The sequence below is a fragment of the Pseudomonas sp. RC4D1 genome, from assembly GCF_018390395.1.
Classification (GTDB): Bacteria; Pseudomonadota; Gammaproteobacteria; order Pseudomonadales; family Pseudomonadaceae; genus Aquipseudomonas; species Aquipseudomonas danubii.
In genome coordinates this window covers 960,271-983,338 of the sequence record NZ_JAHBAW010000003.1, presented here as the reverse complement: position 1 = coordinate 983,338, position 23,068 = coordinate 960,271, and the positions used below count along the sequence as shown (strand labels likewise).

Annotated in this window: 18 protein-coding genes and 1 pseudogene; all 19 read right to left on the bottom strand. The window is 58.4% G+C overall.

The annotated features are described in order from the left end of the window. Position 1 precedes the first annotated feature (1 nt). The 19 genes and pseudogenes from KHO49_RS29350 to KHO49_RS29260 all read right to left on the bottom strand — a co-directional run bounded on the left by KHO49_RS29350 (position 2) and on the right by KHO49_RS29260 (position 23,049). A complete protein-coding gene (locus KHO49_RS29350; protein WP_213666350.1) occupies positions 2–1,390 on the bottom strand; it encodes an HlyD family type I secretion periplasmic adaptor subunit in 1,389 nt (462 codons plus the stop codon). Beyond that, complete coding sequence (locus tag KHO49_RS29345; RefSeq protein WP_213666349.1) at positions 1,387–3,528, bottom strand: type I secretion system permease/ATPase; 2,142 nt, start codon at positions 3,526–3,528, stop codon at positions 1,387–1,389. The genes KHO49_RS29350 and KHO49_RS29345 overlap by 4 nt, the downstream gene beginning before the upstream one ends. A 491-nt stretch (positions 3,529–4,019) precedes the next feature. Further along, the gene (locus tag KHO49_RS29340; RefSeq protein ID WP_123390870.1) at positions 4,020–5,195 is read right to left on the bottom strand and encodes a hypothetical protein; all 1,176 of its coding nucleotides are present in this window, start codon (positions 5,193–5,195) and stop codon (positions 4,020–4,022) included. A gap of 206 nt (positions 5,196–5,401) precedes the next feature. Continuing rightward, positions 5,402–6,346 carry an NAD-dependent epimerase/dehydratase family protein gene (locus KHO49_RS29335; protein WP_213666348.1) on the bottom strand — a complete coding sequence of 315 codons (945 nt, stop codon included), beginning with the start codon at positions 6,344–6,346 and terminating at the stop codon, positions 5,402–5,404. After that, the gene (locus KHO49_RS29330; protein ID WP_134929044.1) at positions 6,343–7,335 is read right to left on the bottom strand and encodes a WaaS/CpsH family glycosyltransferase; all 993 of its coding nucleotides are present in this window, start codon (positions 7,333–7,335) and stop codon (positions 6,343–6,345) included. Before KHO49_RS29330 ends, KHO49_RS29335 begins: the two co-directional genes overlap by 4 nt. After that, positions 7,332–7,787 (bottom strand): serine O-acetyltransferase, encoded by a 456-nt coding sequence (locus KHO49_RS29325; RefSeq protein ID WP_213666347.1) that lies wholly within the window; start codon positions 7,785–7,787, stop codon positions 7,332–7,334. The genes KHO49_RS29330 and KHO49_RS29325 overlap by 4 nt, the downstream gene beginning before the upstream one ends. Positions 7,788–7,908: 121 nt before the next feature. Then, positions 7,909–9,045: an NAD-dependent epimerase/dehydratase family protein gene (locus KHO49_RS29320; protein ID WP_213666346.1), complete on the bottom strand. Its 1,137-nt coding sequence runs from the start codon at positions 9,043–9,045 to the stop codon at positions 7,909–7,911. A 444-nt stretch (positions 9,046–9,489) separates the two neighbouring features. After that, positions 9,490–10,479, bottom strand: a pseudogene (locus KHO49_RS29315) (glycosyltransferase); the annotation flags it as partial. Between the two features lie 16 nt (positions 10,480–10,495). Continuing rightward, the gene (locus tag KHO49_RS29310) at positions 10,496–11,746 is read right to left on the bottom strand and encodes an O-antigen translocase (protein WP_123391146.1); all 1,251 of its coding nucleotides are present in this window, start codon (positions 11,744–11,746) and stop codon (positions 10,496–10,498) included. A gap of 62 nt (positions 11,747–11,808) precedes the next feature. After that, the gene (locus tag KHO49_RS29305) at positions 11,809–12,909 is read right to left on the bottom strand and encodes a DegT/DnrJ/EryC1/StrS family aminotransferase (RefSeq protein ID WP_213666345.1); all 1,101 of its coding nucleotides are present in this window, start codon (positions 12,907–12,909) and stop codon (positions 11,809–11,811) included. Continuing rightward, positions 12,906–13,841 (bottom strand): GNAT family N-acetyltransferase, encoded by a 936-nt coding sequence (locus KHO49_RS29300; protein WP_213666344.1) that lies wholly within the window; start codon positions 13,839–13,841, stop codon positions 12,906–12,908. The genes KHO49_RS29305 and KHO49_RS29300 overlap by 4 nt, the downstream gene beginning before the upstream one ends. Then, positions 13,838–14,755 carry a glycoside hydrolase family protein gene (locus tag KHO49_RS29295; RefSeq protein WP_123390889.1) on the bottom strand — a complete coding sequence of 306 codons (918 nt, stop codon included), beginning with the start codon at positions 14,753–14,755 and terminating at the stop codon, positions 13,838–13,840. Before KHO49_RS29295 ends, KHO49_RS29300 begins: the two co-directional genes overlap by 4 nt. An 8-nt stretch (positions 14,756–14,763) precedes the next feature. Further along, positions 14,764–15,438 carry an acetyltransferase gene (locus tag KHO49_RS29290; RefSeq protein ID WP_123390891.1) on the bottom strand — a complete coding sequence of 225 codons (675 nt, stop codon included), beginning with the start codon at positions 15,436–15,438 and terminating at the stop codon, positions 14,764–14,766. Further along, positions 15,425–16,408, bottom strand: coding sequence for a dTDP-4-dehydrorhamnose 3,5-epimerase (rfbC, locus tag KHO49_RS31385; RefSeq protein WP_213666343.1), 984 nt, complete (start codon positions 16,406–16,408; stop codon positions 15,425–15,427). Before rfbC ends, KHO49_RS29290 begins: the two co-directional genes overlap by 14 nt. An 875-nt stretch (positions 16,409–17,283) precedes the next feature. Beyond that, positions 17,284–18,654 (bottom strand): exopolysaccharide Pel transporter PelG, encoded by a 1,371-nt coding sequence (gene pelG / locus KHO49_RS29280; RefSeq protein ID WP_110595666.1) that lies wholly within the window; start codon positions 18,652–18,654, stop codon positions 17,284–17,286. Position 18,655: 1 nt separating this feature from the next. Further along, positions 18,656–20,188, bottom strand: a complete 1,533-nt coding sequence (gene pelF, locus KHO49_RS29275; RefSeq protein WP_213666342.1) for a GT4 family glycosyltransferase PelF — start codon at positions 20,186–20,188, stop codon at positions 18,656–18,658. Then, positions 20,185–21,174, bottom strand: coding sequence for a tetratricopeptide repeat protein (locus tag KHO49_RS29270; RefSeq protein WP_213666341.1), 990 nt, complete (start codon positions 21,172–21,174; stop codon positions 20,185–20,187). The genes pelF and KHO49_RS29270 overlap by 4 nt, the downstream gene beginning before the upstream one ends. Next, on the bottom strand, positions 21,152–22,522 hold the full coding sequence (locus KHO49_RS29265) for a PelD GGDEF domain-containing protein (RefSeq protein WP_102879374.1): 1,371 nt from the start codon (positions 22,520–22,522) through the stop codon (positions 21,152–21,154). Before KHO49_RS29265 ends, KHO49_RS29270 begins: the two co-directional genes overlap by 23 nt. A 5-nt stretch (positions 22,523–22,527) precedes the next feature. Beyond that, positions 22,528–23,049 carry a penicillin-binding protein activator LpoB gene (locus KHO49_RS29260; RefSeq protein ID WP_102865063.1) on the bottom strand — a complete coding sequence of 174 codons (522 nt, stop codon included), beginning with the start codon at positions 23,047–23,049 and terminating at the stop codon, positions 22,528–22,530. Between the last annotated feature and the right edge of the window lie 19 nt (positions 23,050–23,068).

The window sequence follows — 23,068 nt, the reverse complement described above, 5'->3', positions numbered from 1 at the left end:
TTCAACGCTCCCGCAACGCTTCGGACTGATACTCACGAATCGGGCTCAGCAGGTAATTGATCACCCGCCGCTCGCCGGTGCGAATCTCGCCGGTCACGCTCATCCCCGCCTGCAAGGGCATCCAGCCCTGCCCCGCGGCAATGGCCGCACGCTCCAGGCGAATCCGCGTGGGGAACACCAGCCCCAGCTGTTCGTCCTTGATGGCATCACCGGAGACATGCTCCACCGTGCCGCGCAAGGTGCCGTAGCGGGTGTAGGGAAACGCATCCACCTTGATCTCCACAGGCTGGCCGGCCCTGACGAAGCCCACGTCCTTGTTCAGCACCATGACCTCGGCATCCAGCTCGGCCCCTTCGGGCACGATCACCAGCAACTGTTGCGCCGCTTGCACGGCGCCGCCCAGGGTATGCACCGCCAGTTGCTGGACCACGCCGTCCACCGGTGCCAGCAGGGTTTGCAGGCGCTGGCGGTCGCGGCCGCGAATCAGTTGCTGCTCAAGCACCGCGATCTCCTGTTGGCTGCGGTTGAGCAATTCGTGCTGCTCGCGCTGGGTCCTGGCCAGGAAGCTGTCGCGCTGCTCGCGACGGTTCTGCGCCTGGGCCTTGAGCACCTGCAGCTCGGCCTGTTGCTGGGCCAGCGAACGCTCGACTTCCAGTTGCTCCTTTTCCTGCTCAAGCAACTCGACCATAGGCATCAATTGTTCAGCCGCCATCGCCCGGCGTGCATGGAGCCGTTTGCGCACATTGCTGGACAGCTTGCCCAGGGCGCTGATCTCGCTGCCCCGGGCCCGCTGATTGGCCTGGTTGATGGCGATCTCGGCGTTGAGGCTGTCCAGGTTGGCGCTGATTTCCTTCCAGGTACTGAGCAGTTGCTCCCGGGCCGCTGCTACCTGTTGTGCATCCAGGCCCGCCGGTGCCTGATAGCTGTGCAAGGGCTCCGGGGTCAGCAGTGCACGGGCCCGGGCCAGCTCCAGACGCTTGAAGTCCAGTTGCGTGCGCAACTCGCTCAGTTCGGCGTCGATGCCAATCGGGTTCAGCGCCACCAGCACCTCGCCGGCCTTGACTCGCTGGCCGTCACGTACGTGGATGGCCCGGACTTCACCCGCCTCGTGGGCCTGGATCACCTTGGTGTAGCTGGAGACCATGAGGCGCCCGGCGGCACTGGCATGAATGTCGAGAAAACCGAAAATCGCCCAGCCCAGGGCCAGCAGGATCGCCAGGATCAGCAGCAGCGCCGTGCAGCGCGCCCAGGGCGCCGGTGGCCGCTCGACAATTTCCAGGTAGCCGGGCTGGAACTCGTACTCGTCGCGGCTGCGCTTGAGCCGCGTCCGCGCATCACCCAGGCGCTGCCAAACGCGGCGCCAGCGAGACAACAGCGTGCCGAACATCATGACGCCTCCTTGCACAGCGCCTGCTGCAACGCCCACAGGCGCGCGTAGCAACCGCCGTTGGCCAAGAGTTGCTGATGGCTGCCGGATTCGCTGATACGCCCCTGTTCCAGGGCGATGATGCGTTGGCAATGCCGTACCGCAGACAGCCGATGGGCAATGATGATCACCGTGCGTCCCTGGGCGATGCTCGCCATGTTGTCCTGGATCAGCGCCTGGGATTCGTCATCCAGGGCGCTGGTGGCTTCGTCGAAAATCAGCAGGCGCGGGTCGCCCATCAGTGCCCGGGCAATGGCGATGCGTTGCCGCTGGCCGCCGGACAACGAGCTGCCGGCTTCGGCCAGCACGGTGTCGTAGCCCAGGGGCAGGCGCAGGATGAAATCATGGGCACCGGCCAGGCGCGCCGCGGCAATCACGCTTTCCAGGGAGGCCGTGGGATGGCGCAGGGCGATGTTGTGGCGCACGCTGCGGTTGAACAGGTAGTTCTCCTGGAGCACCACGCCAATCTGGCTGCGCAACCAGGCCGGCTGCAACTGATCCAGGGGCAAGCCGTCGATCAGGATGCGCCCGCCATCGGGGGTGTAGAGTTTCTGCAGCAGGCGGGTCAGCGTGCTCTTGCCGGAGCCGGACGGCCCGACGATACCCAGGGTCTGCCCGGCGGCGATATGCAAGTCCAGGCCGCGCAGCACCCACGCAAGTTCCGGACGGTAGCGGAACACCAACTGTTCGATGCGCACTTCGCCACGCAAGGCCTGTGCCGGACGCAAATCCCCCTCGGCCTGCTCCACCGGCAGGTTGAGCATGTCGCCCAGCTTGTCCACCGACACCCGCACCCGGACGAACTGCTGCCAGACCTCGATCAGCTTGGCCACAGGCTGGCTGACGTGGGACAGCATCATGTTGAAGGCAATCAACTGGCCGATGCTCATCTGCAGGTCGATGACACGGCTCGCGCCCCAGCAGATCACCGCCACCGCGGTGACTTTCTGCAACAGCATCACGCTCTGGCTGATGGCGCTGCCCAGGGTCTGGCTGGCAAACCCGGCCTCGACCATCTGCGCCGTCTGCGACTCCCAGCGACGCTGCATGCGCGGCTCCACCGCCAGGCTCTTGATGGTTTCGCTGCTGCTGACGCTTTCATTGAGAAAGGCGGTGTTGCGCGCCGCGCTGTAGAACTGGCGCTCGATGCGCTTCTCCAGCGGGCCGGTGCTGAACCAGGCCAGCAGCGCATACAGCGGCAGGGTCAGCAGCACCAGCAGGGTCAATGGCCAGGAAATCCAGGCCATGACCGCAAAGAACACCAGGGTGAAGGCCACGTCGACACACAGGGTCAGCAGCGAACCGGTGAGGAACTCGCGGATGCTGTCCAGCTCCTGGACCCGGGTGATGATCGCCCCCACCTGGCGTTGCTTGAAGTACAGCAACGGCAAGCCCAGCAGATGGCGCAAGAGCTTGACCCCAAGGCCGATGTCGATGCGATTGGCGGTGTGCGCCGCCAGGTATTCACGCAAGCCCTTGAGCAGCACCTCGAACAGGCCCACCAGCACCAGGGTCAGCACCAGCACGTCGAGGGTCGACAGCGCCCGGTGCACCATGACCTTGTCCATCACCGCCTGGAAGAACAGCGGCGTCGCCAGGGCCAGCACCTGCAGCAACAGCGAGCACAGCAGCACTTCGCCGAGTATCCGCCGGTGGCGCAGCAGCTCCGGTACGAACCAGGACAGATCGAAGCGCAAACCGCTCTGACGCAGGCGAATCACCTCCCCGCTCCACTGCTCGGCCAACTGCTGGCGATCGAGCATGTCCGGGGTCGGCATTAAAGGTCGCTGCACCAGCGCCTGGGTGTCCGAGAGCCGCGCCAGCAGCATGAATTCGCCGCTGTGGTTGCGCCAGACCAGGGGCAGCATCTTCGGCGTCAGTCGGACCAGCGCCAGGCGTTCCAGGCGCAGATCAACGCCGGCGTTGCGCGCATAGTCCCTGAGGGCCTGGCGCAGGTCCGACGAGGGGGGCTGCTCCTGAGATGGCGGCTGCGCAGCTGGCGGTAGGCGTTCCTGGGTCAGTTGCAGCAGCAGATGGCAACAGGCCAAGGCTGAGTGAACGGCCGTATCGGCCGCGGATGAGGTGGCAGACAGCGTCGTCATAGCGGCGCGTCCGCTGAAAACAGGCTGCGGGGTGGTGCAATAGTGACTGGCATAGACCGCTCGTTGCTTGCTCCAGGGAGCGTGGAGGCACGAACGCAGTCTGAGTCAGCCAATTGCGAATGATAATCAGCGGTTTGATTGAAGCGTTTTAACTAAAACTTAAGGCTGTCCCGGGAACCCGCCGCACCTGCCCGCGGCGGGTCTTGACTACGAGCGGGGTTGACGGACAGCGCTTCGGGTTTCAATCGCTAGCATCCTGCGCGTCAGCCAGCGTGGCGCTTGCGGCGTGTTTAATATCTCAATGTTTAGTGTTTGGTTGTCTGCTGTCAGGCAAGTCCACAGATTGTCAACAAAACAAGGCACCGTTTCTGGCCGCCTGGCGCCATTTGCATTCAGCACTCACCTGTTAACTCCATCCCATCAGGACGCCCTCCCCGTTGAATCCATATATTTCACATTGCACACACTACCGGGATACCAGACTAACTTTTTCAGATAGCTTCTTGGGAAACAGTAAGCGGATGCTCGAGCCGTGGCTTCAGACTCAGCATCAGCACGCTCAGGGATACGATGGAGACTACGAAGTACGGGTTAGTCAAACCATTGGTCGTCACCAGCAGGATGATCGCCAGCGGCACGCAGGTCGCGCCGACGGCCAGAAACATCAGCAAAAGTGGGATCAACACGAGAATGCCGTAGACCACCACCGAGTAGGTAAAAGAGTTGAACCAGATTTCCACAGCGATTTTCGGATCGGCCAAATCCTTCAAAGCCTCGTAACTTGGCAGGAAGAGGTTTTCACTCTCCATGAACACCCGAGTGAAAGGCTGCACCACACGAATAGACAGGCTGCCACCCCCCTCCAGGGTTTCCATGACCCGGTCGGGCAGAATCGGAACTGCCCCCGACAGAATCAGACTGGCGGAGAGCAGTCCGATCGGCAGGAGAATCACCAGGCTGCGTGGACTGAAGAAACGTATCAGCGACAGCGCGATAAAGATGAAACCCAGGGCGGAAGTCGATAGCACGAGCGCTGCGCTGATCAGGCCCCACAACCAGAAGCGCTTGCAGGAAGCCGTGTATATCACTGCGGGCGCAACGAAGGTCGCAAAGTAACTTGGCTCCTTGAACAAACCACCGCTGCGGAAACCCTGGGTAGCGATATTTAATTTCAGGACCGAGTTCGGCTGGATATCCAGTGGCGTATTGATATAGGCGAAAACCACTCCGAACAGGTGATAGGCCACAACTTGCATGATCAGCAGTACCGAGAAAATTATCGATAGCTTCAGATAGCCGCTGATCAGGGGGGTGGAGAAATCTGGCTGTCGGCATAGAGCAAGGAAAATGAAAAAAGACGACATGTACAATGCCATCCTGGCCAGTATGAAAATGCCATCCGGATAATGGCTCACATAGAAAAATACTGAGACGCAGGACTGAGCGATGATCGAGAACAGACCGAGCAAACAGAAAGTATCGATCTTGCGCAATGACAAGACTCCAATGAGCAGGCAGAAGAAAACCGCCAGATCGCCGATGGAGAATTTTCCGACCCCATTCAGGTTGGCTAGAATGGGGGCCAGCAGGAAACAGAGACAGAATAGCTTGCCTAAAAAGCCACTTCTGACGACGGGGCGTTGTAGTCCTGACTCAGCCACACGCATTACAACTCCTTGGCGCCTCTCACTTTCGAGGGGCATGCAAAAAAACGCTCTAACGCAGCCACGCACGGGAAACAGCATGCTGCGTCGACGAGCCATACAGCACGGGCAGTGGGAGTGCCGAGCGCCTCGCCTGATCAGAGATTGACAACAGCAACAATGCGTTGATCACAATCACCGCCAGATTAACCGCCAAGACATAAGGTCGATTAGCGTTGCAACAAAAGGTAGTTGCGACCGGCAGCGATCAAAGCCTCCTGTGCAGATATCCTTGGCACCCAACCTAGATCGCGGGCCTTGTCGGTGGCTATGACCAGGGAACAGCACAGTTGAGTATGCAGGGAGGCCTTGCCTAGGGCGGTCAGCCCCATACGCAGGACGAATGGTGGGACCGGCAAGTTGATACAGCGGCGCGACATGCCCTTGGCAAGGTACTCGACGATTTCCCGGGTCGACACGGACTGCGCATCAGCGACCAGATACAACTGGTTGGCGGCCTGAGGATGGGTGGTGCTGAGAAGGATGAAGTCGAGAAGGTTTTCCAAGGCAACCATGGTGCGCTGGTTGTGCACTAGTGAAAATGGCAATGGTGCACCGCTGGAAACCAGTTTCAACAAACGACGGAAATTCCCTGGCGCATGAGCCGTGTAGACCAGCGGCGGACGAATGATAACCAGTTCGGTCGAGCCTCCGGCCATCTGCGTGCGTAGCCCCTGCTCGGCTTCCAGCTTGGATTGCGCGTAGTCGGCGTGCGGAGCAACCGGACTGGACTCGGAAAAAGCTTGAGTCCCGGTATGGGAGCCATTCACCCCGATGGAGCTCATGAATACGAAGCGGCGCACTCCCGCTTCCTGTGCCAAAGCGGCAAGACGAAGCGTTGCGTCGCGGTTGACTGCACGAAACTCAGCCAGCGGGTCCGCCGCAGTATCAACGAGCAGGTGGGCGCGCCCCGCCAGATGGACAACGCATTCAACGCCTTCGAGCGCTTTCTGCAGCGCCACCTCGTTATCCAGAGCAGCCGGGATCACTGTCACCCCTGCAACGTCGGATTTGCCCGAACGGACCAACCCGAGTACTTCATCTCCTCGGGCCACCAGAGCCAAGCATAAGGCCCGCCCGATAAATCCATTTGCTCCCGTTACCAGAACTTTCATCCCAGTTCTTTCTCCAGTAATTCATCCAGCCAGCCTTCGAGCCGGTAGCGATGATAGATGGATGGATCTACGTCAATGTAGGGTGTTTGAAGAAACTCTTCCGGGATCAACGGGTTATCCCGATCAATCACACAAATATTACTCGCCAGAAAAAAGTCGTAGGACTCCACGCTGACATTGGTAGTGATCAGTTTCTTGCGCGCACCGAGGGTTTCCAAGGTTCGCATGGTCAAACCGGTTTGACGTGGATGCTCGATGTCGAGCACTGCGGCCGAACCGAAAAAGACCTTCTGCACATCGGCCTTGGTCAGTGGGTCGAACCTGAAATCGCTCTGCTTCGCCGGACGGAATCCTGGGTTGATGACCTTGTACAACCAGTACACCCACTTGGCTTGGAGAAACAAATACCAATGCGCCCGCACGCCGCTACCCAGTTGGCGGGCAACCTTGGAGGCCACCGCGTAACGGTCGGTGTGGGCCGTGCCAATAAAACTGACATCCCACTGCACCGGGGTATCGGCAGCGATTTCAAAGCCCTTGGAGAAGAACAACGGACGAAAATGGATTTGGTGATTGGTTGCGTCGTCGCGATCAAAGGTGAAGGCGTGATCGAAATAGCGCAAGTTGGCCACTACATCCTTGCGGTTGCCAAAGGAATCCCACATGTAGAGGAAGAACTTCGCCCTTTTGAAGTGGCCGCGCCACTGCTCCAGAATCTGTGCAGACAGCGTCTGGCCATTGACTACAAAGACATAGTCATAATCGGCACTGGTATCGGTATTTTTCTGGTAATAGCGCTCTGCGGCAGCCATTACCCATTGACGCCGCCAGAGTGTAACCGCCTTGAGAAATGCCGAAGTGAATGGACGATCAAGCAGAAAGTCCACTTTTGCACCGTGTCGCTCGATTTCGCCGCGTATTTCCTGCTCATACCCGAAGAACTGGGGAGCCACCAAGAGTACTTTCTTATTCGCCAGTGAATACTTCAAACTACATCGTTCCGAGTCTTTAGAATCTTCGCCGGAATACCACCTACCACGGAGTGGTCAGGTACCGACATCAACAGTACTGCGTTGGCTGCTACGGTGACGCCATTGCCCAGCTGAATTCCGCCAAGCACCTTGGCCCCGGCGCCCAGCATCACCCCATCGCCCAGCACCGGACGGTGGTGCTCGTCGTAGGTAAAATCCAGATCACGGGCACCTACCGTTACACCCTGGTAGATGATGGCGTTGCTACCGATGCGGTAGGCGCCGATCACGGTACCTTGGGTATGCGGGAAAAACAGGCCCGGACCAATGCGGCAGGCCGCAGCGATTTCAATCCCAAAGAACATGAAGTTCAGCAACGAAAAAATCTTCGCCAGGGGCGACAGGCGCATGCGTTGAGAGAAATAGGCCAACCGGCACAAGAGTACCGGCACAAAGCGTGGCGAGAGCATGCCCAAGCACAGTCTCGGTAGTGATACGTCAACACGTCCACCGAGCAATTGCCGATGACGCCTAGCATCCATGGTCAGTAAACGAAACAGCCCAATCTCATCTGTGCTCATGAGGAAGCCTTCAGTTCATCAGTTTCCGGTCACGCAACTCCTGGTTGGCCCTTTCCAGTTGGTCTTCCGGCAGAGGCTGACTGCTGACCCACTGGGCAAAGCGTTGCAAACCCTGGGTCAGGGAAACCTTCGGCTTGAGGCCCAGGAGTTTCTCCAAGCGCGAGATGTCAGCAAAGTTATGCCGGATATCGCCGATGCGGAATTGACCGGTAACTGTTAGGTTCGGGGTCTTGCCGAAAGCGCATGACAGTTCTTCGGCAACGTTGCGAACTGAGGTCGCGATGCCACTACCCACGTTGATGGTGGTATTAGGCGCATTCTCTACAGCCACCGCCGCCAGCAGAGCATCGGTGACGTCCTCGACGTGGATGAAGTCGCGGCTTTCTTCGCCATCTTCAAACAGTGGCAGTTCGCTGTTACGGCGAATTTTAGTGGAGAAGATCGAGAGAATACCGGTGTAAGGGTTGTTCAGCGACTGACGCTCGCCATAGACGTTCTGCAGCCGCAACATCGCATAGCCAATACCCATCGACTGGCAGCCGATACGTACCAGGTCTTCCTGAGCATATTTGGTCGCGGCATAGATGGAGGCTGGAGATATCAGGTCGGTCTCATGGGTGGCAACCATTTGCAGTGCTGCGCCGGTGTCCGGGCAGACCGGCTCCCATTGCTGCTTTTGCAGTTGCTCGCCAGTACGCGCCGCTGGATAAACACGGGCTCCGGTCTGCGGATGCACATAGGCACCTTCGCCGTAGATGGAGCGACTGGACGACAGCACCACGCGCTTGACCTGATGCGCGTCCATCTTGCCGAGCACATCGAACATCAGAGCGGTGCCTTGACTGTTCACTTCGTTGTAGCGAGCGACTTGGTACATCGATTGCCCGGTACCGGTTTCCGCAGCCAGGTGAACAACAGCGTCGACAACTTGCAAAGCCTCTTCCCAGTCGCTGCGACGGGTGACATCACCACGCAGGAACTCGATTCCTTCGCCACTGAGCCAGTCCAGATCACGGGGAATCACACCGTGGATCTGTGGAGACAGGGAATCCAGCACACGCACTTGGTAGCCAGACGCTATTAGCTTTGGGATCAGATGGGAACCAATGAAGCCAGCGCCGCCGGTCACAAGTACTTTTTTTGACATTTTCCTCTCCTAGAAATCGGCGTGCATGCATTGTCGGTACTTCAACCGGAGCAACGCGCTGAAAGTTATGGGCTCGGGTTAAATTCGACATAACCAAAAAAGGCGAAATTTACCACGAATAGCATTAAAAGTTAAGAATCATATGATTGGTAGCCCTCTGGCTTCCACTCCTCAAGAGGGCCAGATTGCAATATGAACGACACTGGAAATAGCAATCAACTGAGCGAGTTAAGTACCAGTGCCCGGTAACGGAAGATAGTTAGATGCTGGTTGCAATACCATAAGATACAAGCAACCAACAGCGTACAGTAGCCGAAAGACTATGAGCGCATGAATCATTAAGGGTTTCCCGGCACCAAACCAAAGTGAATAAAGATGAAAACACTGTCGTATCAACCAGCCAGCAACATACCCAAAATTGACAAAGCGAAAAGAATACCCTCCTCAGCCCACAACACGCTTTAGGAAATACTTCAGTCGCGTGGACGCCCAGCCCAGCAACAAGCGCCCGCCCGGTATATGGCGATTCACCCAGGCCGCCATATACAGTGCGCGATACTTCGCACTCGCTTGACAGCCCAACACCTCGCCAGCCAGCTTCAAGGCAAGGATCGGATCTTCATTCAGTTGCCGAAAGGCTTCGCCTGCGACATAACGTGCTTTGGCCTGAGCAATCAGCGGCGATAACTCGCTGCGCTCGGGGAATTTCTGTTGGAACAGGTCGAGAGCCTTCAGGGATTCGGTGAGCAACTGATAGGTCAGGCGGCTCGCGCCACCGGCATGCTTGCGATAACGAGCCAACACCTTGTCAAGCTTGCACAGGCGACCCTGCATGGAAATTTCCAGGAAAAAAAGCCAGTCGCTAACTGTCTTCAAGCGTTCGTCATAGCCACCCTGGGGCAATGCAGTACGCCGCAACATGATCGAGCATCCACCCGGGATACCGCCTTTCAACAGCAGGTCCTGACAGTTATAAACATCTTCCCGCGGGTGCTGGTTGGTTACGAAAAAAGTCTTCCCCGTATCAGAATCGAAAATTTCGACCGGGTGATAGCACAGAACGCACTCAGGATCGCTTTCCATCAGTGCCACCTGGCTGGACAGCTTGCCAGGCAGCATCAGGTCGTCGCCAGCAAATAGCGAAACATAGTCGCCGGTACATTGACTAAGGGCGATATTACAGTTCCGAGTCACCCCGACGTTCTCTTCGTTGAATATCGCCTTGATCTTTTGCGGAAAACGCTCGGCATATTCGCGAATGATGGCCTGGGTTCTGTCCTTCGAGGCATCATCAGACACAACGATCTGGATATCGGGATGGTCCTGCTGAAGAATCGAATCCAGCGCGGCGGCAATATACAGCTCGGCGTTGTATGTTGGCATCATTACGCTAACCACAGCCATACTAGATTCCCCCCTTATGGCAGCCGCATCACTGCGGCGAGCCTTATTACATTTTAGTTATGTAGCGCGAAGCAACAATTGCGGAAAAAACAAAATAGATCAGATAATTAATGATAAATGCATACATAGAGCCAATAAGTCCGAACTGCTGAGTAAGCACCACTGCCCAGATAAAATAGGTGAGGCCGAAGACTACTTCCGAAATAAAGAATATTCGTGTCATGGCTTTCGCCAGCATGACATAGGACAACAAAAATGCCGCCACCTTGACCACGTCGCCAATCAACTGCGGTGCATAGAGGTACAAGGCTCCGTGGAAATCGTCAGAAAATAGGACATTGGTCACCAACTCACGACACCAGTAAATTACCAGCGCAGAGAGCACGACCAATGGCATAAGGACAAGAAAACCCTTGCGGATTTCATCCTTGAATGCCTGGCGTTCGGTCAATGCCGATAACTTCGGCAGATAATAGACACTGATCGCCATGGTGATGAACAACAAATAGGCTTCGGATACCTTGGACACCGCCTGCCAGTACCCCACCTCTTCCCAGGAAAACTCCCCCGCGAGGTAGTTACGCACCGCGATCTGGACGATCGGAGCCATCAGCGCCGAGGTCAGCGTCATCAGGGAAAACCGTGCAAGGCGGGAAAAGCTCTGGCGATCAGAGTTCCAGCCAATGCTCGACCAACTGAAGTAACCGCTGCACTTGTAGGCTGCAAAGCTGATAAGCAGCAGCGCGGCCTGGCCTACAACAAACGCCAGTAATACGCCATCAAGCTTGTAGTAGTAGCCCAGCACCGACGGTAGCACCACCCCCACAGCGGAGCCAGAGACGTGAATCAGCGCCAGACGCTTGACATCCATCATGCCGTTGACGGTAGCGATGACCAGGTTGTGCATGGCTACGAAGATCTGCGCTATCGCCAGAACAATGATCAGCCACTGGAATTCCTGGCTTTCCAGTAGCCAGTCGGCGATGGTGCGGCTGAATAGCAACACCAGAACGCACATGCTCAGGGAGGCGACCAGGGTAAAGCTGAACGCCGAGCTGAGTAGAGTCCTGACCTTTTCGTCATCTCCTTTGTATTCGGCAAGATACTTGACGACGCCAGGCCCAACGCCACCGCCGGCAAATACCACGAGCAACGCGGTTAGGCTCATAAACTGCCCGAGCTGGGCAACACCCTGTGGCCCTGAAAGCACGGCCACCAGCTTCATCACGATAAAACCCGAGAGCAGCCGGGCGGCTGTGGCGATCGCCGTGAGAATACTTGTCTTGAATATGTTCAATGGACTGCGGACCAAAACCAATAAAGGCCGGGGCGCTACCCTCCCCGACCGGTGACGTGATGTCAGGAGAATGCGTTGACTGCACGCACCACGGCGGCGATTTCGTCATCGCTCATTACAGGACTGATCGGCAGGCTCAGCACTTCACGATGGATGGTCTCGGTAGTCGGCAAGGACAGCGAGCCATAAGCGGCATAGGCTTGCTGCTTGTGCGGCGGGATCGGGTAGTGGATCAGGGTCTGTACGCCTTGCTCAGTGAGAAACTTCTGCAGCTCGTCACGGCGTTCGCAACGAACCACAAACAGATGCCAGACATGTGCCTGCTCATCTGCCACGGCCGGCAACTGTATCGAGGCGTTGTTGATACCTGCGCGATAAGCATCGGCCACTTGGCGCCGTGCGGCGATTTCACTGTCCAGATGCGCCAGTTTGACTTTTAGCATGGCAGCCTGAATTTCATCCAGGCGGCTATTCACGCCCTGATACTGGTTTTCGTACTTCTTGTAGCTGCCATAGTTGCCCAAGCCACGGACCACCTTCGCCAATTCGGCATCGTTGGTCACCAAAGCGCCTGCGTCACCCAGTGCACCCAGGTTCTTGCCCGGATAGAAGCTGAAACCAGCGGCATGCCCCCATGCCCCTGCCTTCTGGCCATCGATGCTGGCACCGTGAGATTGTGCAGCGTCTTCCAGTACTAGCAGATCGCGCTCGTGCGCCAGGTCCATGATGCCCGGCATATCCGCCAACTGGCCGTACAAGTGCACAGCTATGACGGCTTTGGTCTTCTCGGTCAGCGCGGCGCGCACGCCGGCGGCAGACAGATTGAAGGTCGCAGGATCCGGCTCAACTAACACCGGCACGAGGCGGTTTTCGGTGATGGCCAGCACACTTGCGATGTAGGTGTTGGCGGGCACTATGACTTCGTCTCCCTCACGCAGACGGCCCATTTCTTTCCAGGCGCGCAGGGTCAGGGTCAAGGCGTCCAGACCATTGGCCACGCCAACGCAGTTACTGGCGCCACAGTAATAGGCGAACTCGCGCTCGAACGAGGAGAGCTCCTGGCCTCCGATGTACCAACCGGAATCGATGACCCGGGCACAGGCTTCTTGCAGTTCGCTAGCGTAGGCCGCGTTGAGTTTTTTCAGATCGAGGAAGCTAATCACTTTATGCTGATCTCGTAAAAGTCCAGAACCAATCCACGCGCACCAAAGTTCTCCTTTTGGTTGATCAACCCGGAGTTCAATGCCTTGCCTGCATCTTCTGTGGAAATACCAAAACTGAAGTACTTGGCACCATTGCCTTCGCATTCGCGAATGCAGGTCTCGATCAGGGCATCCAGGGCCCCCATGTCCTTGCCTTCATCGTTAGTTGCAAGATACTGGGTATGGGTTACCTGCCCGAAGTGGAATAGCACCGCCCCTGCCACCAGCCGACCTTCATGCCAGGTGGTCTTGAGTTCTATATTCTTCGGGAATCGCGACTGCAACAAACGCAACTCATCTGCCGTATGCACTGGTTTGGCGCCGTGGCGCTCCAGGGCTTCGCTTAGCAGGGTGAGGAATGCATCCCAATCGGTTGATACCGTCGCTTCAAGGCCGAGCTTGGCAGCTCTGGCGATCAGCCATTTGCGCCCCTTGGACAGCTTGGGTCGGTTATCAAGGTGGATGACGCTAGACAAATCGCGACGCACCAAGCTTGCACCGAGGCGAGTCAGGGCATACAAATCTTCCTGCACCCCCTGATTGGCGAAGACATAAGGAATGGTCTTGTAAAGAATGTGTTTGCAACCGGAATTACGAGCATGAGTGACCAGCGCTTCGAATACTTCAAGCACTGTGTTGGCCCGCACCTTGGCATTGAATACAAGACCGCCGAACGTCAATCCGCCATGACTGACCAACTCGTCGCCTCGACGCGACGCTGGGAGAACGGCAACCAGCTTGTCCTCCTCGTAGAACATCAGCGACGCATCTTGGAAGCGTTCGGCGTGGTACTCCATGAAATTTCGCTTGAAGAAGAACAGAGGGGTGCGAGCAGCTTCGACCCACTCATCCCATTCCTGCCGAGCCTCAGGTTGATAGGCAACGCATTTCATTCTGCCAGCAACTCCGCCACACCAAAGCCCTCGCTACCCATGTTGTTTCCGTTGTAGAAACAGAAGGTGCGTGAACCTGCGGTTACCAGGCGCGGATAGCACAGATGAAGGTCATCGAAGCCAGACTCGGAAAGTGCCAGGCCAAAAGTCTCATCCTTGCGCTCCCAGGAAACGCCGTCAAGCGAGTAGGCAACGCCCGGAAAGTAGTCATCACCACTGGTTCCACCCTTGGTGTAGAACATCATGTAACCAGTGGCTGTCTTGTATACCGAGGGCCGACCGATGCGGTACTCGTCGCCCTGGACATCTACGCACAGCTTGCCTTGTGGAGCAAAGGCGCGACCATCGACAGATTCGGAATACCAGATGTTGTACTTCGGATAGGGGGCTCCATTGATCATCTGCCAATCATCACCAACGGCATACCAGATCTTCCATACACCGTTCTCATATAAGGCTGTGTGCACCGCACGAATTGTATTGCCTTCGATGGAGCGATCCAGGACCGGAGCCTCGCTGACGCGCTGGAACGTTTCCCCACCATCGCGGCTTTCAGCCAGCCCGGTAAACGCCAGGAACTTGGCACGCTTGACCAGTTGGAAACCCACGTAATACATACGCAGGAGTTCGCCATCACGAACCACATCGCCCATGATCACGCCGTTGTCATCGAAGCAACCATCCCGACCGCGATCCAGCACCGGCTTGTCGGATACTTTGATGACCCGTGTAGGGTCCTGGCTGTCTACGTCGACATAACCGATTCGGCTGATGCCATCATCATCGCGGAAACCCGCATAGATGCGAATGACCCGCTCGTTCAGCAGAAAGGGGGTCGGAGTCAAGGCAGAGTTTCTGCGCCAAGCGACACTCCCGTCCTGAGAGAACACCAGTCCTAGCTTTTTCCAGTTCATGAGGCTTCCTAAAACTTGACCTTGAGTGCACTTTTCTTCGGTAGCTCCTGGGCGGGGGCGCCGTAGTAAATGCGCTCCGGCTCCTGCAAGTGCTTGTTGACGAGAGAGCCGGAAGCCACCACGCAATCACGCGCAATATTGATCCGATCGTTAATTGTCGCGTTGACGCCAATGAACGAAGAACTACCGATCCGGCAATAGCCGGAAACGACCACGTGGGAAGACAGGAAGCAGTTATCTTCGATCACCGAACGATGGCCGATGTGGTTTCCGCTCCACAGAATCACGTTGTTGCCGATCTCGACAAAAGGCTGGACGGTGTTGTGCTCGAAGATAAAGCAGTTGTCGCCGATCTTCGCATTGCGCCAGACAAAGGCGCGGGAACTGATGTAGGTCGCGCAGGTATACCCAAGCTCCTTCACCGCCAGATACAGGCGGGTACGCAGCCGGTTCAAACCGGAAGCGGGAATTGCCACGAAGGCTTCATGTGCTTCGGCTGGAAAGTGCTGCTGCAAATCCTCGAATGCGACGATCGGCAGGTCATACAGGGATTCTTCCTGTAGATAGTCACGCTCGACGGCAAAACCGACAACTTCGTAGGAGGAGTCGTAGGTGAAGTACTCGTAAGCAATCATTGCGAGCTCTCCAGCTCCAACAATGACTAGTTTATTATTTTTTTCCATTGGCAACCTCCTTCACAAAGTCCTCGTAGTTGCGGATGTAGTCTGATTCATCGTAGTGCCCACTGGCGAGCACCATCAGTACGCAGTCCTCACTGAAATCATGCATTTCCCGCCAGATGAGATTGCGAATAAGGACGCCCTTATTCGGTTTGTCTAGCCAGACATCTTGACGACTGTGGCCGTCGTCAAGGGTCATGCGGCATTTGCCGGAGACACAAATGGCCAACTGCTGCAGATCGCGATGAGCATGAAAGCCGCGGCTGACGTCAGCCTGAGTACTGAAGATGTAATACACACGCTTGATAATAAAAGGCACGTTGTCAGCGCATTCAAGCGAAATCAGGCTACCGCGCTCGTCACCGATTACACGGAACTGCTGAAGCACCACATCGGATTTCGCAGCTGGAACATCCACACCTTCGAAGTCCTTGAATGCGGGCGCCTTGCGGTCCTTTTCACTAACATTCGGCTCGCCGATTCGCGGCCACTGGATGGCTAGGTCTGGATCATCCCAAGCCAGACTGCCCTCGCTCTCCTTACTGTAAACATCGGTGGTCTTGTAAAGGAAGTGGGTATCGTCTTCCAGGGCGATGAACCCATGGGCAAAGCCTTCGGGAATCCACATCATCTTGCGGTTTTCAGCAGTCAGCTCCTCACCGACCCACATGCCGTAGGTAGGCGAACCTTTGCGGATATCCACAGCAACGTCCCAGGCAGCCCCTTTGACTACACGAACAAGCTTGCCTTGAGCATGCGGTGCGAGCTGGAAGTGCAATCCACGTAGCACGCCTTTCTTCGAGCTGGAATGATTGTCCTGAATGAGTGGGCGAGGAAGCGCAAGCCCCAAAGCTCTCAGGCGAGCATGAAACGCAGGTTCGTTGAAGGTTTCCATAAACCAGCCGCGATCATCGTCAAATACATTGGGTTCGATAACAACGACATCAGGAACCCTGGTCTGGGTAAGTTTCAAAAACAATAGCTCCATTCGATATGCGAAGCATATTTGCCGATTCGTAATCTAACTCCATGAAACCATTCAGGAGATTCGCCCGAGCCCACGAGGCGACATAATCGTGGGTCGATGGTTGCGCCCTCACCGATCTAACATTAGAAGGCATGACTACAGCGCAAAATGAGGAATTATAGAATGAGCTGCCGCCCTACTGATACCACTAAATCGCAGGGCGGCGGCATTGCAGGTACTTTGGTGCCTTTTCAGTCATGCACCAGCGTCTTGGTAGAAGTCACGTGCAGCGTCGAGGTAAAAATGTCCAGTGTGACAGGGCTGACCACTGCCGTTTTTTTGCTATGAATGAGGTATCGCTACAGGGCAATGGTAATACCGAGAGTCAATCCCAGCACTGCGCCCAGCACAATAAGGAGAGAGTTTTTTAGGCCGGATATGAGTCCAATGCTCAGGCAGCTTTTAAAGTCGACCACTTCCGCTCTATTAAAGGTCACACAAAGCCAACAGCTTTCTACCTTTTTCGAAAAGCGCGCATTCTGCCAGCATCATTAACCTTTGCAAGAAAAAGATCCTTTCTCGCTACCCTTTTCGATCGAAAATGAACGGCCTAACAAGGACACGGTTCCCGTGTGTGGGCTTGTGTTTGCCGGGGTTGTCGAATAAGGGAATCAGACTTGAGGGGCAAACATTTATGACATACAGACTCACAGTGACTAACTGTGTCTGGCCGCGTTGCTCGACTTGTTCTCACGCAAGATAGTCAGCTGATCCATGTCCCTGAACATGCCGACTGAGCTGGTGTTGAGTGCGATACAACTGGCCGTTGCTCTGTGTCAACCTCTAAAAAACAGATACCCATCCTCCCCTTCCCCACGACCTCAACGCGAGAGCATGAAGGTCTCGTACTCCAGGTCATCCAGCGCCGTCGACAGCCGCGCCAGCCCCAGCAATACGCAGATCAGCAGCGACAGGGTAAAGCCATAACCGAAGTAGCTCGGCCCCAGGTGCAGGCTCAGCAGGGTCAAGGCGGCGTTGAGGGCGACGAAGAACAGGCACAGCTCCAGCACGATCGCGCGTTTGTCGAGGTAGAAAAACACGTTGAGGATCGCCATGAACACCACCTGGATGCTCACCCCGATCAGGTCGATGTAGAACAGCGGCAGGTAGTAACTGGACATCCCCAGCCACTCCAGCAGGCGCGGACCGAAGAGAAACAGCAGCACCACCGTCAGCCCCTGGACCTTGCAGATTTCCAGCAGGCCCTGGCGGATCGAGAAGGTCATCTCGGCTTTCAGCGAGCCGATATGCTGCAGGGTCTCGCCGTCGCGCACCGCGCGAAACAGCCGGTCGTACCACTCGGCGAAGTCGGTTTCGATCCTGACCAGAAACACCGCCATGCCGGGAATGATCGCCAGGTAGGCGAGGAAGATCGGCAAGTCGTAGAGGATCGAGGCGCGCATCGGCCCGATCACCTGGCTGGAGGTGTCCGGGTTGAACCAGAAGATGAACTTGTCGATCCAGATGCCCAGGTTGTAGCAAAACCCGGTCAACAGCAGGCTGAGGAACACCTGGCGACGGTCGAGGAAGTCGAAGGCCACCAGCTTTTCCGCCCGGTACTCGCGCAGGATGTCGTAGAGAAACAGGAACAACAGCGAGCTATGCCCCAGCAGCAACGCCAGCAACAAGCCTTCCATGCCCATGTGCCGCAGGAAGAATGCGCTGCCGACCATCAGTCCGTAGCCCACCAGCATCACCAGCAGGATGCGGTTATAGGCCTTCATCCCCGAGAGAAAGATGATCACCAGCCACAGGTTGCACAGCACCACGAAGTTGGCCAGGGTCAGCAGGCGGTAGAGCAGCGGCTGGTCGAACAAGGAGCTCAACAGCACGATGCCCAGCACCCCGGAGCCCAGGGTCACCAGCAGCAGTACACCCACCAGGTTCGGCAGGATCTGCTCGTACTTGCGCTCGAACAGGCGGTCGGAGACAAAACGGGTGAAGAACAGCTGCAAACCGCCGGTGAGGATCAGCGACGTGGCCATCAGGTAGGTCACGGTGATCAGGAACTGGCGGATCAACACCTCCGGAATCACCAGCCCCAGGCTGATGACCCCCACCAGCATCACGCTGAGAATCGACAGCACCCAGGGTCCGGAGCTGATCAGCCCGGCATAGACATAGGCGTGCAGCGTCGCCGTGTAGGAGTCGCGGGAGAGAATCTTGCGCAGTTCAAAACCGATGCCGGCCATTTTACACAGCCTCCTTGTGTGCGGTGCTCATGGCGGTGTCATACAGCGCGCGATAGCGTTCGATCATCAGGGTTTCGCTGTAATAGCGGTGCACCCGCAGCAAGCCGGCGGCCTGGGCGGACTTCCAGCGTTCGGGACTACGCAGCAGGTCGATGATCGCCTGGGACGTGGCTTGGGGATCGGCGATGGCCACCACTTCCCCGGCCAGCCCCAGATCGCGGTCGGCCGCCTCGCCGCCCTCGATCAGCTCACGGCAGGAGCCCACGTCGCTGCTCACCACCGGCGTGCCGGCGGCCCAGGCTTCGAGAATCACCAGGGGCTGGGCCTCACTGATGGAGGTCAGCACCATCAGGCCCAGTTGCGGCAGGATGTCCTGGATCTTCTGGAACCCGAGGAACAGCACCTTTTGCTCCAGCCCGAGACTGGCCACCAGGCTGCGACACTCGGCGACGTACTCGGGGTCTTCCTCTTCCGGCCCGACGATCCAGCCTTCGACCTGGGGCATGACGCTGACCACCCCGCGCATGGCCCGCAGGAAGGTCTTCACGTCCTTGATCGGCACCACCCGGCCGATCAGCCCGACCACCGGAGCGATGCCGTCGGCCCGGGACTCAAGGGCCTGGGTCCAGACGTCCAGGTTGATGCCGTTGGGAATCACCTGGGTGCGTTCGGCCGGAGCGCCGTCCTTGATCTGGCGCTGGCGGTTGCCGTCGTACAGAGCAATGATCTGGTCGGCGCTTTCGTAGACCAGATGACCGATGCGCTCGAAGAAGCGCACCCAGAGCATGCGGATGTAACCGGAGCCTGCGTCCATGCTGTCGTTGAGCGCCTGGTTGCTGTTTTCGGCGATCCAGCTGGCTTGAGCCAGGTCGATCTTGCGCTCCTTGGTGTAGATCCCATGTTCGCTGAGCAGCAACTGGCAGCCCCACAGCTGCTTGAGAATGCAGCCCACCAGCCCGGCATAACCGGTTGAAATCGAGTGCAGGACCCGGGTCCGCGGCATGTGCCGGGCGGCATCGGCGAGCATCAGCAACGGCGACTGCATGGTGCGCAGGGTCCAGAAATAGTTGACGAAGGACGGATCGGCACAGTGCTGTTCGTAACCTTCGGTCAGCGCCTCCCAGCTGGGACGACTGTAAAGCACGTCATCCAGGGTGATACGCGCCTGGGCCAGTGAATCGAGCACGCCAATGCCCAGCTCGGCGGCCGGTTTCTCCGGGTTGTGCAGGTAACGGTACAGGTTGCTCAATTCCTCCAGGGACGCCGTGTGGGCAACCCGCTTGTGCTTGGGATTGCGCCAGGCCTCCTCCAGATACACTTCTTCGATGTGCACCACGTTGGCCGGGATCTCGTAGCGGCGCTGACCGTAGGCTTCGCGCTGCCCCCCAATGAACAGCACGGAAAAGGTCAGTTGCGGCAGACCGAGGATCATCTGGTGAATCCAGCTGGACACACCGCCGCGCACATAAGGCCAGGTGCCCTCGAGCAACAGGCAGACATCGGCAATGGGCGTTGGGTTGACGGCGGTTTTCATGTCCAGGTCCTTACCAGCCCGGCAAAGGGCGGACGTTGTTGCATCTGCGGCGGCAAGCTTTTGAGCAGCGCGGGAATCTCTGAATAGTTGCCGGTTTCAAAGGCGATCTCGGCCCGAAACGGCAAGACCTTGGCCGGGTCCATGCCCGCTTCCTGGGCCTGGTGCATGTGCAGTCGCGCCTTGCCAATGTCGCCCCGCTCAAGGGCGATACGCCCGGCCAGCAACAGCAACTCGCCGCCCTCTCCCGCCTCCAGCGCCAGCTCGGCATGCTCGCCGGCTTGCCCTAGCACGTGCTGCTGGACGCTGCCCTGGGCCAGGCCCAGGTAGGCCAGCTCCCAGTACCAGCGCGCCAGGGTGGCATGCAAGGCGCCGGCCTTCTTCGGCGCGGCACCGGGCAACTGTTCGAGGGCGGTCTGGATGCGCTGGTTGATGTCGGTTTCCTGCTTGTCGAGCATCGAATAGGCCAGCAGGCGGACATCGTCGCTGGGATCTCCCAGGGCCAGCTTGAGGATCGGCACCGCTTCCTTGCCCGGCATCTTGCGGGTGGCGAGCAGCGCTGCCAGGCGCTGGTCGGGGTCCGGGGCGTGGCGCAGCACATCCTGCAAGCCGCTGTCGCCGAAGGTCGGCGAATGCAGATGGGTCTGGGCGCGAAACGGCAGTTCGGGAATGCCAACCGCCTGCCACATCTGCGTCTCGCGCTTGCGCGGCAGATACAGCGCCGGAAAGATCGCGGCAATCACCCCGACCGAGCCCAGCAACGGTACAAAGAACGCCAGGCTGAAAATGAACAGCGGGCTCCAGGGCAACGGCCGGCGATAGCGGGCCGGCAGCAGCAGCCACACCGCCGCCGTCAGCAGGCCGCAGGCGATACCGTGGGACATTGCATACAGCAGCGCGATCTGTAGGCCGGGCAATTGAGTCGTCAGACTGGCCCAGCTCCCCACCTCGAAAAACAGCGCTCCGCTAAACAGCCACTTGCTGATCATTCAGGCCACACTCGTTGTACAGGAAGTTACGCAGCCCATCGCGTTGCCGGGCCGACTCCAGGTCGTAAGGCAGCACCGTGACCCCCAGGCTGGCCAGGTCCACGTTCATGCCGAAGTGCTCGTGAACCAGCTTGCCCAGGCGCGCCAGGTAGCCTTGGGCGCCCTCGGCACTGGTCAATGGCAACAGCACCAGCAACAGCCCGTGCCCGCGCCCGTTGACCAGGCTCAGGTGCAGGTCCAGCCCGCGCTGGCTGCGCTCGAACAGCCGCGCCAGTTCATCGTTGGGCTGGGTCAGTTCAAAGGCGTAGAGGCATCCGGACAGACCGTGTTGCTCGACATCCACCAGCGAACGCTTGAGCTGGCGGGTGAAGTGCTGGGCGTCGGCGTTTTCCAGCTGCAGTACCTGTGAATCCGGGTGCAGCAGGTCGGCGATATGCCCGGCCAGCAGCGCCAGCAGGCTGAGGGTGCGCTCCTGGAAGGCAAAGAACGGCATTTGCCGCACCGCGAGAATCGCCAGCACCCGCCCCTGGGTATCGACCAAGGGAATACAGGCCTGCAGGGACGACACCGACGCCTGCCCGCCGCTGTCGAGCAGCTCTTCACGCACACTCACCAGCTCTTCGCGCTCCAGGCACAAACGCACCAGCAGGTCCTGGTTGTCCAGGGGGCCCATGGTCCCGGTGGAGGCCAGCAGCGTCAGGGTGGGAGGCGCGCTACCGGCCTGCTCCACACGGTACAGCCCGGCCACCCGCAACGAGCCGTACTGGCCCAGCAGGGTCAGCACCGGCTCGGCCAGTAGGGTCAGCGAATCATCGCCATTGGGCACCGCGCGCAGGCGCTCGCGCAGGCCCAGCAAGGAACTGCGCAGGCTCTGGTCGCTGCCGGCCAGACGCTGTTCCAGGCGATCATGGGACACCCGCAGGATCTGGTGCGCCCGGGTGAAGTCGTCGAGTCGGTACTGGCGATACTCGTTGGCCATCTGCAAGCGCAACAGGCGCCGCTCCCACAGGTCGCGCACCTCGCCCACGAGCATGCCGCAGACCAGCACGCCGACGATGTAGGACGAAGCGATAGGCGCGTAAGCCTCCAGCCCCGACTGACGCAGGATGAAGAACGCCGCCACCAGCAGGCTGGCGCTGATCAGGCCGCGGACAAAGCCGTAGCGCACGCCCAGCAACAACGGCGCCAGCACCGGCCAGGGGAACTCGGCCTGTACTTGCAAAGGGTCCTGCGGCGTCAGCCACAGCCCCAAGCCGATGACCAGCGCGGTCACCAGGAATGTTTCCAGCCATGACGCCGGACCGCTGGCGCGGGGCGCCAGCGCGTAGTCCATGTGTGGAGAGCTCATGACAGTCACTCGATCCTAAGGCCACCGACAAGCTTGTCGAGCACCTTCTGCGCTGCGCCAGCCAGGCTTTCACGAGACCAGCCGGCACGGGCGCCACTATTGCTCCAGAGCACTTTGCCGGTGCCCGCCTCGACCACCCGCAGGCTGATGCCCACCGCCGGCTCGCCATCCAGGCCATTTTTGTACTGCCACTCTTCAACACTGCCGGACACCACATAGTCGAGCTTCTGCTCGCGGGCCCAATCCATGGCACCGGCCAGACGCTCGTTGTCGTCGAGCAAGGCCTGCTCGCCCTGCCCCGGCGCGCCGCTGTAGACCTGGGGTTGCAGGCCGCGGCTGCTCAGCACGCTGAGCAGAATCTGCTCACTGCGCTCCCCGGCCTGGGGCGTCTGGGAATAGTTGACCAGCGGCAACACGCCCCAGCGCGCACTCTTGGACAGTTCAGGGCTGTCTTGACCGGTAAAGCTGGTGCAGCCGGCCATCAGCAAAGCGGCCATCGCCAGACTCACGCAACGAATGGATTGCATAAGGTTCACTCCTCTTTGA

Coding starts and splice junctions, on each gene's coding strand:
- KHO49_RS29295 (WP_123390889.1), bottom strand. CDS start 14,755: ATGAACTGGAAAAAGCTAGGACTGGTGTTCTCTCAGGACGGGAGTGTC.
- KHO49_RS29260 (WP_102865063.1), bottom strand. CDS start 23,049: ATGCAATCCATTCGTTGCGTGAGTCTGGCGATGGCCGCTTTGCTGATG.
- KHO49_RS29290 (WP_123390891.1), bottom strand. CDS start 15,438: ATGGAAAAAAATAATAAACTAGTCATTGTTGGAGCTGGAGAGCTCGCA.
- KHO49_RS29350 (WP_213666350.1), bottom strand. CDS start 1,390: ATGATGTTCGGCACGCTGTTGTCTCGCTGGCGCCGCGTTTGGCAGCGC.
- pelG (WP_110595666.1), bottom strand. CDS start 18,654: ATGGCCGGCATCGGTTTTGAACTGCGCAAGATTCTCTCCCGCGACTCC.
- KHO49_RS29320 (WP_213666346.1), bottom strand. CDS start 9,045: ATGTCAAAAAAAGTACTTGTGACCGGCGGCGCTGGCTTCATTGGTTCC.
- KHO49_RS29345 (WP_213666349.1), bottom strand. CDS start 3,528: ATGACGACGCTGTCTGCCACCTCATCCGCGGCCGATACGGCCGTTCAC.
- KHO49_RS29325 (WP_213666347.1), bottom strand. CDS start 7,787: ATGCTCTCGCCACGCTTTGTGCCGGTACTCTTGTGCCGGTTGGCCTAT.
- KHO49_RS29270 (WP_213666341.1), bottom strand. CDS start 21,174: ATGATCAGCAAGTGGCTGTTTAGCGGAGCGCTGTTTTTCGAGGTGGGG.
- KHO49_RS29300 (WP_213666344.1), bottom strand. CDS start 13,841: ATGAAATGCGTTGCCTATCAACCTGAGGCTCGGCAGGAATGGGATGAG.
- KHO49_RS29340 (WP_123390870.1), bottom strand. CDS start 5,195: ATGCGTGTGGCTGAGTCAGGACTACAACGCCCCGTCGTCAGAAGTGGC.
- pelF (WP_213666342.1), bottom strand. CDS start 20,188: ATGAAAACCGCCGTCAACCCAACGCCCATTGCCGATGTCTGCCTGTTG.
- KHO49_RS29335 (WP_213666348.1), bottom strand. CDS start 6,346: ATGAAAGTTCTGGTAACGGGAGCAAATGGATTTATCGGGCGGGCCTTA.
- KHO49_RS29265 (WP_102879374.1), bottom strand. CDS start 22,522: ATGAGCTCTCCACACATGGACTACGCGCTGGCGCCCCGCGCCAGCGGT.